Origin of the sequence: Anabaena sp. 4-3, assembly GCF_001597745.1 — a bacterium.
Taxonomy (GTDB): Bacteria; Cyanobacteriota; Cyanobacteriia; order Cyanobacteriales; family Nostocaceae; genus Trichormus.
In genome coordinates this window covers 20,456-34,053 of record NZ_LUHJ01000003.1, presented here as the reverse complement: position 1 = coordinate 34,053, position 13,598 = coordinate 20,456, and the positions used below count along the sequence as shown (strand labels likewise).

At 40.7% G+C, this 13,598-nt stretch carries 6 protein-coding genes; all 6 read right to left on the bottom strand.

What is annotated here, in order from left to right; translation table 11 throughout:
• Positions 1-397: 397 nt before the first annotated feature.
• The 6 genes from A3775_RS00210 to A3775_RS00185 all read right to left on the bottom strand — a co-directional run bounded on the left by A3775_RS00210 (position 398) and on the right by A3775_RS00185 (position 13,064).
• Positions 398-4,375: an Eco57I restriction-modification methylase domain-containing protein gene (locus A3775_RS00210; RefSeq protein ID WP_197480067.1), complete on the bottom strand. Its 3,978-nt coding sequence runs from the start codon at positions 4,373-4,375 to the stop codon at positions 398-400.
• Between the two features lie 99 nt (positions 4,376-4,474).
• A complete protein-coding gene (locus A3775_RS00205; protein WP_231866908.1) occupies positions 4,475-7,333 on the bottom strand; it encodes a helicase-related protein in 2,859 nt (952 codons plus the stop codon).
• 466 nt (positions 7,334-7,799) lie between these two features.
• Positions 7,800-8,033 carry a hypothetical protein gene (locus A3775_RS00200; RefSeq protein WP_066423369.1) on the bottom strand — a complete coding sequence of 78 codons (234 nt, stop codon included), beginning with the start codon at positions 8,031-8,033 and terminating at the stop codon, positions 7,800-7,802.
• Position 8,034: 1 nt separating this feature from the next.
• Positions 8,035-8,676: a ParA family protein gene (locus A3775_RS00195; protein ID WP_066423368.1), complete on the bottom strand. Its 642-nt coding sequence runs from the start codon at positions 8,674-8,676 to the stop codon at positions 8,035-8,037.
• Positions 8,677-10,053: 1,377 nt separating this feature from the next.
• Positions 10,054-12,876 carry a DUF3987 domain-containing protein gene (locus tag A3775_RS00190; RefSeq protein WP_066423363.1) on the bottom strand — a complete coding sequence of 941 codons (2,823 nt, stop codon included), beginning with the start codon at positions 12,874-12,876 and terminating at the stop codon, positions 10,054-10,056.
• Positions 12,870-13,064, bottom strand: a complete 195-nt coding sequence (locus A3775_RS00185; protein ID WP_066423362.1) for a hypothetical protein — start codon at positions 13,062-13,064, stop codon at positions 12,870-12,872. Before A3775_RS00185 ends, A3775_RS00190 begins: the two co-directional genes overlap by 7 nt.
• Between the last annotated feature and the right edge of the window lie 534 nt (positions 13,065-13,598).

The following is a 13,598-nucleotide window of genomic DNA, read 5'->3' as shown; positions in this document are numbered from 1 at the left end:
TTTTTTGTCTGAATCAGGATGTCCAGGATTTAAGGATTTACAGGATGTTATTGATAAATTATTGGTGAATGTTTAAGATTATAAAATACAATTATCCTTATATGCAACTAATAAAAGCAGATAATATAAAACTTTACGTTTCATTTATTAATTTTTTTGTCTGAATCAGGATGTCCAGGATTTAAGGATTTACAGGATGTTATTGATAAATTATTGGTGAATATTTAAGATTATAAAATACAGTTATCATAATTATGACAAAATAATTACGAATTACGAATTAGGTTCGCGTAGCGTTTCCGATAGCTTGCGTGGCGTAGCCATAGGAAATATTACGAATTACGAATTACGAATTATTCTATCATCCTGTACATCCTATAATCCTGGTTATCCTGATTCAGACAATTCTATCCCACGCTTCTAATACTAATCTTTGGGTTCTATATTCTCCATATTGTTTGATTTCATTGTTCTTTAATACTCTAAATGTTTCACTGGGAAATTCTGCACCATAGACATCCGCAGGATCTAAAATATATCTCAGTTCATCACGGGTTAAACCATAAAGTTTGGCGTAATATGCGTCTAATTCTGCTCTGATTAATGCGCGTTTGTTAGGATTCCAAATGAAGGGTTCACGCTCATATCCCATGTCTAATGCGAAGGGTTGCATATCCCAGGATGTGTAGACTAATTCAAGTACGCGGGGGGTGATATATTCTATGTCTTTTTCTGTGTATCTTTCTGGGGGAATTACAGGAAGTTGTTTAACTATGAAAAGATTCAAATTAACTCCACTCATCTTTTGACGAGTAACATAATCAAAAACAATACTATTAAAATTAGCAACAAAACAACAATGTAATAAAAGATTAGTTTGTCCTAAAAATACTAAAGATAAGCTATTTCCTACACCAGATTTTGGTATAACAGTACAAATTGCTGTCCTTTCATTTAAAGCTTTTGTTACACCTCTAAAAACTATTAACCAATTTTTATCCCAAATATCTCCAATTTTTTGGTTAACATCAGATTTGGATACCCAGTAAAAAGGACTAACTTTATATTGCAAATCTTGATATCTCTCTATTGGTGTTTCTGGTAAAGTTGCAAATCCTCTTTCATCCCCTCTTGATTCGTATGAACCAAAACGATGATCAAAATTATAGATCATTTTTGCTTCATATAAAGGTAGTGAGTTATCTTTTTGAGATTCAGAAAATAAATTAGTATCGTTACTCATGTGAAATAAACCACCTTTGAATGAGTGTAACCAAGGTGTTATTTCTTTCGATTCTTCTTCCAGGATAGGTACTTTCGTATAAATTTTTTTCACTAATTTTGCATCATTATCTGTCCGAAAAACCGGACAGGTTTTAGTATTAGGATTAACAAGTGAAAAATCTTGAGGATAAAGTTTTATTCTTCTGATAGGATTTTGAATTTCAGAAATTTTTAATGCTTTAAATACAAATTCAGATGGAGTTTGTATATCTCCTCTTTTTCGTAAAGTAAAAAGACAAAATGGATCTGGACTTCCAGCACCTATAAAGAAATCTCTAATCTCTGCAAAATCTAAAACAGTAGATAAATGTCCTTGAGTTGCAACAAAACTGAAAAATTCCTTAGTTGTATCTGCCGTAATAATAGCACTTGGAATAATAATTCCACCGTGACTATCAGGAGATGCCATAATTTTGTATATAGTTTCAGCAAACACAGCATAAGTATTAATATCACCCACAGCAGTTAACGGAAATCTCCCCGACTCCCGAATAAACTTACTTTGTGCTTCCGCATCATGTTTAGCATCCTCAAAAGCTTGCGCTAAAGCGGGATTTTTCTTAGGTAATTCTTTAATCAACTTTTCCCGTGCAGCTTTATTTTGTGCATTAGCAATTTCTAAACTGCGAGAAGCGAAAAACTCCTTTTCTTGTAACTTAATTCTCTCCCAAGGAGGATTACCCAAAACACAACTAAAACCACCTTCTTCAAAAACTTCTGGAAACTCCAAAGCCCAGTGAAAGAAATTATATTGCTTGGCTAAATTATTCGCAGCATCTACCACAGTTTGTAATTCGTAATTCGTAATTCGTAATTCGTAATTAGATTGAGAATTGAGGATTTTTTGGACAGTTTCCCGTTTTAACCTGTCTAGGGTTGCTGTAGTTGGTAAAAGTTGTAAATTATGTTCAGTTAAAGTCATGAAAAATGCCGCAGTCCATAAATTACAAGCTGCTTTTTTCAACCACCAATGATTATCTAAAAGATTATCTTGATATTTTCTCTCTTTTTCTTTAACTTCCTGGGGTGTATTTTCGGAAAAGTCCGCTAATTCTTGCCATAGTTTAGCAAAGATGTAATTATCATTGGCAGAAGTTTCAAAAATAGATAATTGTCCTTGATTTTCTCGTTCTTTTTTATTCCGCTTTTTCAAACTTGTAGATAATTTCTTATCATCTCCTGTCACTGGTTTAAAAGCATGATCAGGAATACCCCCATCTAAACAATCTAAATCTAATACCCCTACCATAGAATTACCACATTTAATTCTATGGTCTAAAAAATTCAATGGTTTACCAGTAGCAAACCCTTCTATCCATAAAGCAACTTTACACAAATCTACCGCTAAAGGGTTTAAATCTACCCCATAAATACAATTTTGAATTACATCTCTAATGGCAATTCTTAAAGGTTCTGGTGCGGGTTGTGCTTCCCCGGTTCTAATTTTCGCTAATTCCTTACCTATGCGTCGTGCTGCTGCTAATAAAAAATGTCCAGAACCACAAGCAGGATCTATGACTTTAATACTTAATAATGCTTGTTCTTGGGGGGAAATTGACCTCTCCCCTAACCCCTCTCCTGCGAGGAGAGGGGAACTCTCCCCATTCCCTTGTAGGGAAGGGGGTTGGGGGGTTAGGTTCTTCAGTTTTTCTTCTATTACTGGTTCTAAAGCTGTTTTAATTAACTGTTGTACAAGTTGGGGAGGAGTGTAATAAGAACCTGTGGTTTTTCTATCACTTCCAAAGACTAAATTAAATTCATAAATGCCTTGATTATTGGTAATTTGTGGGTGAAAATCTAATAAACTTTCATAGACGCTACCCAATTCTTCTACATCTAAAGCAGCATAATTTACCCGGCGTAATTGCCCTTTATCTTCATACAAAGATAAACAACGAATGGCAGTTAATAAATCATAATTATCAATACCACAATCATCTAAATCTGTCAATGTTTGTGAACCAAATAAATCACCATTTAAAGGCGATAAACCTAAAATTCTCCCGCGCCAATCTTCATCAAATAATTTAAAAGTGACTCGTAAACCTTGCCAAATATCTTGAAAACCTTCCCGACGATAGCGGGGACGTTCTGCTAATTCTCTTAATCTTTCAATACTATAATATTCAAGATAGATTCTGGCTTTTTCTGCGTCTTCTCCGATTAATAATAAGTTGCGAGATTCTGCCACCATTAAGAATAAGAGACGATAAATTAAACGCAGTAGTTGGCGATAATAACCTATTTCATTTAACCCATTACCAGTAGCTAGTTTTTGGCGGAGATTTTCACTATCACGATGTTGTAAAAAGCCGTTTCCTAGTTGTATTAATGCTTTTTCTACACCATCCCGGAGGCGATCGCGTACCCTTCCCCCTTGCTGTAAACTCTCTTGATGATAATATTCCAACAAACATTTATCCGCATCATCCGCAGTTTGGGGTAAGCGGGAACGGTGGAAAAGCCGATAAAATAAGCCAAATTCGGCAAAGTTCTCGCCATTAAGTATCTGCTCTAAGTCAAATTCGATATAAGTAAGGCGAGTCATCAAAGAGGAATCACGTAATAACCGCCAACGAAAACCATTAGTAGTTATAGCCCAAAGATGCTCAGTCTTGTTGAGATATTCCTGTACTAAAGCGTGTGCTGATAACCGGGGTGTACCACTGGGAGGACGTTTATCAATATCCAGACGACAACCAATAATATGGATCGGAGGTTTATTTTCCCCTGCTTCAGCACGATGGGAGATAGCATAGGTTTGTCCTTCCACTACCTCAGCTTTCGGGGTATATACGGGGATATAACCAAGACTACGTAATAAAGGAACTGCCCACATTTCACGGGTAACGCTGGTAGCAGTATCTTCAGGGTTTAACCTTTCTAATTGACGTTGGAATGCTACCCAATAGGTTTTAACATCACCCCAGGCGATCGCAATCTCATCTTCTAATTTGTCAGATTTGGCTAAACCAAAATCTGCTGCTGCTTGTCCTTTGATACTTCCCGCTAACAGTTCAGCAGTGATGTCTGCTGCCAGTAAATTCCCCTCGAATTGTACCCCTGCTAAAGTTACACCTGCTACACCCATTACCGCTTTACTCCACTGAAAATTCCGAGATTACCCACCAAAATTGTTTCCTGATAGTCGCGCCTTAGCACTTCTCCCCTGGAAGCTAAGACGTAAGCATTAACCTGATTTACGCTTCCCTGGTTGTAAGATATATACCCCCAGTAAATCCATTGGTAATTGTGGTTGTACCTGAATCTTGCCTTCCTGCGTAATTCTCCTGACACGCTGATGGGATTGAAATAAGGAGTGCGATCGCTCTTGGGCAAATTGTTCTAAATCTGCTTTTAACTCATCAACTCGATGCAACAACTCCTCAATTTCCTCCTTCTTCATCCCAAAAGGAGCATCACCCACAGGATTAGCTTGCTCCAACAGTGCTTTCGCTTCCTCCGGTGCTAACCAACTCGGATTCGAGGGAGGGCCTGTAAACCCAACTACCACACATTCCTCAGCTAACAAGGATGTAGCAGGGGACTTATCTGCATTCCTTCTGGCACTGTTTAACAAATGCCGCAGACGCAACAACAATAAAGTTGTCCGCTTAGTCACGGTATCAGTAGTAGTAAAGCCACATCTAGCTGCGATTGGCTCTTTGGCATTGATCAGAGCTTCTTCCAGAATGTGACGTGCTAATCCTTCCACCAAGGGATGATTTCGCCCTACATATTCAACCCCTTCCGGTGCAGGGGTAGTAAAAGTAATTAAACGAGGCTTATCCCCTAACACTGGTTGTAGGAAAGCAGGAATTGTCGGTAATAGCCATCCTTGTTTTTTCTGAATTAGTGAACAGGACAAACTCTCACAAGCATTTTTCACAAATCTAGCTACATCTTCCTCGCTACCAAGGATTTGGTCAGATTCCATTAATTCCTGTTCTACTTCCGCAGGCTTGATAGCGCGTTGAGCAAAGCGGGTACGACTGATTTTTTCCCGTTCTACCGCTTTATCCCATTGTTTATGCACCTGTTCAACAGCAGATTCTCCCTCATCCAATAAATCCAGCAGTGATAACTGCACTGCATCTGTAGCCCGATCAAACAAAGATTTAAACACTGCTTCCGAAACAGTGGTGCTATCCATTGGTACAGGCACAGTGATTCCCAAAGTTTTATGTATTTGTACCGCTTTACGAATCAGCACTTCTAATACTGCGCCATCTACGGGGTTATCCTGCCCATAAAGTAAACAACTTTTTACCTGTGGTGCTGTTTGTCCATAACGGTCAATTCGCCCTTCCCGTTGTTCTAGACGATTAGGGTTCCAGGGCAAGTCATAGTGAATAACAGCACTAAAATGAGATTGTAAGTTTACCCCTTCACTTAAACAGTCAGTAGCTACCAACACTCTTTGGGGATAGGACTTTAATTCTTGGAGGCGAATTTCTCGCTCATCCTCGGACAATTCCCCAGTAATAGCAATAACGCGAATTTGACTGCCTTTCTTTTCTAATTTCTGTTTGAGAGCATCTGCCAAATAATTAGCTGTAGCAATGTAGCGACACCAGACAATGGGATTGTAGTTATTTGCCAGTAAAGTTTGGATATAGCCAATACAAGCTTGTAATTTCTGGTCTTTTTCCCCTTGTAACTTACTAGCTGCTTGGATAAAGGTACGTAGCTTACGTTTATCTGCCTCACCGTAGGTTTGCTGACCCTGTTCTATCACCACTGTGGGAGAGGCATCTACAGCTTGCTCCTGGTCTGTAGGGTCATAAACATAAGAACTCATTAAATCTTCGTCTAAATCAGCCAGCAAACTGCCATCACTGGATTTACTTACCTGACGACTTAATGTAGCCACAGCCGCAGCAGGGGAGGACATCACACACCGAATCAATGCTAATGCTGACCAATATCGTCCCCGACGTTGGGCATAAGTCATGTCTTTGGTAGTAGTTTTCACTAATCCCCGTGCAAAGTTATACACTTCCTCGAACAGTTGTTTATATTCCTTAGATAATTTGTAGGGTTCTTCATCAGATTGGCGTTCTGGGAAGGGTGTTTCGTTACCCAACCAGAGTTTGACATCTGCCCTACGTCGTTGGATGAAGTGACTGGCCAGTTTATCTCGCTCTTTCTCTGTGAGTTTATCCAGTGTCAAATTTTCAAATTCTGGTTTGAGTAAGCCCAACAGGGAAAGAAAAGATTCCTCAATGCCACTGTGGGGGGTAGCGGTGAGTAATAACAAATGGCGGTCTGTTTTCTCTGCTATCTGTTGAATTAATTGATGCCGTTGCTGTTGAGATGCACTTTTACTTCCAGGACGGGTGCAAGTGTGGGCTTCATCCACAATTACCAAATCTGGACAATGGGTAATAAAACTAGCCCGACGACGTTCTGCCTTGGCATAATCGAGGCTAACAATTATGTGGCGATAGTAACTAAATACATGAGAACCATTGGGGATTGCCCGTTCTAATTTAGAAGCTGTACCTGAACGAACTACCACAGCGTCAATATGGAATTTTTCTCTTAATTCTTGCTGCCATTGATCACAGAGGTGAGGAGGACACAATACTGCTATCCGTCTCACTTCCCCCCTGTCTAAAAGTTCACGGGCAATTAATCCAGCTTCTATGGTTTTACCAATACCCACATCATCGGCAATCAACAATCTCACTGTTTCTAATCGCAATGCCATCAACAGGGGGACTAGCTGGTAGGGACGAGGACGCAATGATAACCTACCCAAACAGCGAAATGGCCCTGCCCCACTTCGTAGCAAATGTCGTGCTGCATCCATGAGTAAGACGGCAGCAGTGTGGTCTTTAATACTGTTGCCACTGGGCTGGGGAAATGTTGCAGCTTCTAGGGGTTCTAGGTTTAAGTGCCGATAAATGCCAACTATTTCTTCTTCGTTGCCACTCAGGGGACGGAGACGGATTAGGTCTTGATTTTCATCTGGTAGCACTACCCATTGCCGACTGCGACAGCTAACTATAGAGCCGGGGGTGGGTATTAAGGTATCTGTCATCATTTCCCTGAGTTGAAGAATCTGGCAGTGTAAACCAGGCAGTCAGGATGGTTTCCAACTAGCACTGGCAAGCATTATGTATCACTGTCAATAATAATACTTACGCTTCGTTTATTAGATAAATTAAACGTAACTTTAGACATATAAAGGTTTATTTTTTTATCAATACCTTTTTTAACAGAACATTTTCCTGCCTAAACCCGTAAATTTACGGTAATTAAGTAGAGATGTATTCCAAACAACAATTTGGACGAAGGTGTGGCTTTGGTTAGATAAAACAGACCTTCCTATCCATTTGTGAAAGGATTGAATTTTTTCTGGACGAACTAAAATTGCTAGCAAAATTAATTGTGGGGTCATTGCCCCCAAAATGGCAAAATGGCGCGATGACCTCTACAATAACGAAATCGCTAAATCAAGAAAGCAAGAATCCGTTATTTCGTATGTTAGCGAAAGAACGAAATGAAGATTACCCCTGATTCTCTGCCCAGAACTTGAAAATACGCTGTAGTAGCTCAACCTGGGTACAGCCATAAGTAGCCGCCGCAATTTTAAAATCCCGCTTGAACTCGGCAGGGACTTTAAAATTCAGGTTGACTGTTTCGCCAGGGTCAGGTTTCTCCAAGTTGGACTTTGTTTCATTAATGTTAGGTGGTTCACCTTTATTTGGTTTGCGTGGTGGTGGTGGTGGTTTAGTTGCCATATCATTCTTCGTACTCGCTCAACAAATCAATAATTCCTTGGGCTACTTGTTCTGCCCGTTGCTTTAAGGTAGGAAACGTAACTTCGGAAACAGCACGACCGTTATCAGAAGCCTGTCGGTAAGCTGTCTTTTCAGGAATTGACCCTGCTACTGTGAAATAACCAGCTTTATGGATGTATGATCGGGCTTCCTCAATTTCGTTCTCGCGATCGCCAACTCTGCACAGAGCAAAGGTAATTTTATCTACTGGAATTTTGGAGTTGACCAATTCATGCGCCAACAGTACCGATGGCTTCAGGTCATCCAGTGATAAACCAGTGGGGAGAACAAGCAAATCACTTGCACGGGCAATCTCTAGTGTTCCTTGCATGGAATGGGGTGGCCCATCCATAACCATCAGGTCATAAACATCGGCGTGCTTAAGTGCTTGCGCTACAGTGCGGAATTGTTCCACTGCAATCTCCGGCTGGATATCATTAAGTTCCCGGCGTTGTTTCCAATCGGTACTTGTACCTTGAGAAATATCTAGGTCGGCAATCTTGACATCCCAACCAGCAGCAGCATATTCACGGGCAATGAGTCGAGCCAGGGTGCTTTTACCCACCCCCCCTTTTTGAGAAATAACACCCACTAATAAGGCCATCTTTATTTCGTCCTTTCGCCCTATAGCGATTTATTTATATCGTGTTTTCGTTATCAAGTAAACACATTTTCGCTAAAACCAGAAATAACGAATTAGCGATTTCGTTCTTTGTTCGAGGCTTTTGTTGTCAATCTATCGGTTTTAGCTCCCACGAAAATCGCTGGTTTGGGGGGCAATTAATAACTACATCTTATATGGGGGAGAAAAGTAGCGACACTCATCCACTTGTATGAGTGTCAATATTGCGAGTCGCCGTAATATGGAATGTATTGATATTACGGGGACTCGCAATATTTAACTTCTATTGCGAGTCCCCGTAATATTAACTCAAACCCCTTCCCACAAGGGATTGGAGTTTATTGCGTTTGGGGAATTAAATCCCGGATTTGGGACTTGCATATCTCTGGCGAACTGCAATCTGTCAATTTTTTACCCACGAATTTTGCTGGTTTTTTAGGGCGAATTATAAATGTATCTTATAAACTTCACCCCTCAACCGCATGACTTTTGTAGTGGAAAAATTGGTATTATTTTTCCACTACGTATTGGGGGTAGTGAGCTATTGAAGTGCTACTGCACAGAAATATTTTTTGGTAAAAGCAAGGCACAGTAAGCGTTTGGCAGTATGAGAATTTCCTTAGCGTACAAAAAACCCGTTTTGGCACGATGACCCCGCTATCAGCCCCACGAAAATCGCTGGTTTTGGGGGTGATTCATAAGCACATCTTATATTTTGATGTTAAATATTACGGGGACTCGGAATATTGAATATATTCGTATTAGACGTGAAGCCGAGATACGTGTAAAAAGCTGCAAGATGGTCTGAAAAGCCTTGCTATATATAAGTTTGAGCGTTTTTGAGGCTTATGTAGTATTTTGCCTGAACATACTTGCAGTGTAAGGGTCAATAATTGCTTTTCGCTTACCAAAGAGAATAATAAATACTGTGTGGTAGAAAGCCTATGCTCTGAGCTATAACTATTTGTCTGTAAGGGTTTTAGACAATTCATTGTGACAGATGCCCATTGTCTTAGCTGTAAAATCTGTAAATAAAGTTAATAGATACTCCGGTTTTTGTAGCTATAGATACCCAAGATTTGTACCAGAATGTCAATTTCACTTGAAAATTGCTGAAACCTATATATAGTAGGAGTTTTCAGACCATCTTGCAGCTTTTTACACGTATCTCGGCTTCACGTCTATTACGGCAAACCGCAATATCAAACATATTAATATTACGGTTTCCCGTAATATTATGAGTTCTATTACGGGAACTCGGAATATTGGGGTAAAGCCCCTTCCCGCAAGGGGTTGGGGTTTGTTGAGTCTGTGGGATTAAATCCCGGATTTGGGATTGGGATTCAAATTGAATGTGCGTCAAGTTCCCAAAGATAAATAAGCTTCATGAAGATATGCAGTTTTATTGCCCTGAGAAGTTTCAACACTAACAATCCCATTTTTTGAGTCACGAGAAACCATCGTGCCGACAAACTTGATGTCTCCTCCAAGCGATCGCACTTCTACTTGATGCCCTATAAAATCATCGATATTACCGCCATCACGCTCAACCTGCGACAGCGAAACTGGCTTATCCGCTTTAACTACAGATGGGGTTGATTGCTCATCTACTGTAATTATGGGCTGGGGAAGTGTTGCAGACTCATCCTGAATCGACGTATCTACACTAAATTCAGAAACATTTAGCAAAGCTTCATCAATAGTATCTGTAGCCGTATTTTGGGGTTCGTCTTGCGGCTGACCCAGTAGCTCAGACTGAATACTTTGAAAAGTAGGCTCAACGGTAGTTTGAAAAGTAGGCTCTTGACCTACCGCTACAACTGTTGCTGTATCAAGGTTTTCGGCGTTAGTAGGTTTAATGGGTTCATAGCCTACTAAATCTTGATTGTCTGGCAAGCCATCTGTGGTTGGTTGGTTGATTTGAGAAGTAGGCGAATCGTTATAACTATGACCTACAAAACCTACTTTTTCTTGAAAGCTAGATATAGCAAGACTTTCATCGGTAGGTTCATAACCTACCTTTGACCTACTTTTTGACCTACTCTTGCCTACTTCTTCCATGAAAGCCCTAAATTCTAATCGGATACCCTCTCCCCTGGTTTCGCCATGCCCAGATTTAGCGGCTTGAATAATCCACTCCCGAACTTCATTAGCTTTAAGGCGTTGTTTCTTGGAAGTAGCATTTTGAATGTCCTTGGCTTTGATCCATCCTTCCTCGCCGCCCAACTGCTTACGCCTGGACAACTCAATAATTTTTAACACTTGTGGCACTGGACTAGAATCATCCACAAATGCGTGAATCAGCTTAATTTGTCCGATATAAAACTTCATCAAGTTGATGGCTTCCTTGATCCGCGCTAAAGGAATTTCTATTGATGGAGTGCGATCGCTTGCCAGTTCATGGAGGACGTGGAGATTTAGAGCTAACCTACCTGTTAGACCTTCTGCTTTGCTGTATACTGCCCTCATCCCGCTTGACGGATGGCTGACACGCAATTGCTCAAGTCGGTTGTACCAGGACTGATACAACTTGAAAGCATCCTGACTCAACCTATATTCTGTTTTGGGTAAGTTGTGAATGGCTCTAAAGTAGGTAGCCAGCAAATCCTTCATATCTACCCCAACGTGGTTTTCATCTGGTAACTGGCTGGGGGTATTAGGTTGAATGGCGATTAAGAATCTAGCCCATGAGCCATCAAAATCATTGGTATTGCCCATTGCTTGGCGTAAGATTTCTGGTTGAATCGTGCCTAAGATGCTGAGGTAAATTTGCATTACGTCAACTTTTACGCCGCCACTCCTCAGCACAGTTGCCCCAGTGCCGTCAAAGTAGCTGAGTAAATCTTGTTTGTCGCTACCTCGTCCACCACGATATTGATTAGATGAATTGAAAAATCCGGCTAACTCATCAACCAGTGCAAACAGTGCTTTGTCTGGTGCGCTTGCCGCTTGTGCCTTGATACCTTCACCTGTAGCATCTGAGAAATAGTAGAGTGGGGGCTTGGGGGGTTCTTGTGGACATTCTCCTTTCTTGCCTTTTTCGGATTCATTCCATTGTTTTAGTTCAGCCTCGTATTGCTTTAACTCCAACTCATACTCTTTTGCATCATCTTTCTTCAGCACGTTTAGCGGTTCTCTGGCTGTGGCTCTAAATATTGGTGATTTCTTAGAACCAGATTCTGCGACGATCGCGCCAAATAAAGTTGGGGGAACTTTAAACCCTACACTTCGCTGTAAAATCAGTTCTGTCCCGACTTTATGTAGACTGCTTACAGCTGTAATAAACGAAGTGAAGACAACAGCATGGCGTAAATTCTGCCAGTGACTATATTGAGCCAAGGGGTTAGCTATTTTTGCTGGTAAATAGTCAGCCAAGTTAATTGTTTGCTCTGTTGCGTCAACTAATTTTGCAATTTCGCTAATTTCATCTTCTTGGGCTTGCTGCCTTTGAAATTGATTAGTGAGGGCTTCTAATAGCTTATTTAATTCCGAAGGCTGAAGCCCTGAATATTGCTCCCTTACTTTAATTTTGAATTTCTCAATAGCAGCATCATCTGCCGCATTCTCAAGCAGCCTGATGTATTCTTCTTGGATTTTGGCAGTGTCTACAAGAGCAGTTGGGTTTTCAAATGTAATTCCTCGCTTTTGCAATTCCTGCAAAAACTCTCTTTCTAATTTCTCCATGAGCTTATTCCAGTCGTAGGAAGATTGGTCGCACCGCATCCTAAGCGTACCAAGCTCTACAGACTTTTGTGGCTCTTTTTCATAAGCCATTACTACTTTCGCTATCTCTACTGCATCTTTGAGAGATAGTTTACTTTTCGATCTCTGGTGCAACCACTGCTCGTAGCTCTGGGAAAACTCTACAATCTGTCCTGATAATTCGCCGACTGATAAAGATTGGTCTGCCGTAAAAATTTCTAGAGGCTGGCGTGTCTCGTAGATTGCTGGGGTGTTACCAGACGACAGTATTTGATAAATTCCTGCTCTGACTGCTGTTTCTGGTGTTTCACTGTCCACCAAAATTATGTGTAGCCCCTGGTCTAGTGATTGGGGAATATCGAGCAAGTCACCTGTGGCAAAGCGATTAGAAAGAGATACTATTGCTTCTAATTTGGCAGTCCACAGGTGCGGCTTTGATGTGATTACTGGGGAGTGATTTGGGAGTGCAGAGGCTACCATGTTGCACCTCCAAAAATTGAAAAATTTGTCCATCCCAATTCCCAATCCCTGCGGATATCTTCAAGGGTGAGTTTGTAAAATTGTGTCGATTTTTTTGTGGAGGCTTTCTCAAATTCTGTGGTAGTATTATTTGAGAAATGCAAAGCAGAGTTGAAAGCAGCTGGTTTGCTTTCTGCAAGTTCTTTCATTTCAAAACCTTTTCTTTCATACGCAACGAGATGCTGCGAACATCCACGTTGCAAAACTTTGGGAAGTCTCTGGCATTTAGCTAGGGACTTTCTGCCATTGGAGGTAATTAATGACCTCTCGCAGCCAATGGTACAACATAGATAAATGACTCGGCTTGATGTGTTGCATGGTTGTCGCTGGTGAACTCTCACATTTTTTGTATCGATTATTTATCTATTCATTTTCAAGGCTCTACTTTGTGTAAGTTTTCTTTGGCAGATGCCATCCTGGGGTTACGGATTTTGTTGCAGCCAGTAAATAAGTGCATCCCTGATCAGCGTGCTGAGTCCCACTCCGTGGAGCGCAGCGTGAGATACTAGCTGGGCGTGGGTGGTGGGATTCAGCTTCACGGTGACGGACTTCACTTGGCTATTTGGCCGCTTCTTTTTCATGAGTATTTAGTACAGTTGTACTGCAAATACATTCTTGCACATTGTATATTGAATGGCAATTAGTATGCGTGTTCTACGTAAGTAATTTTCGCTTTGATACGT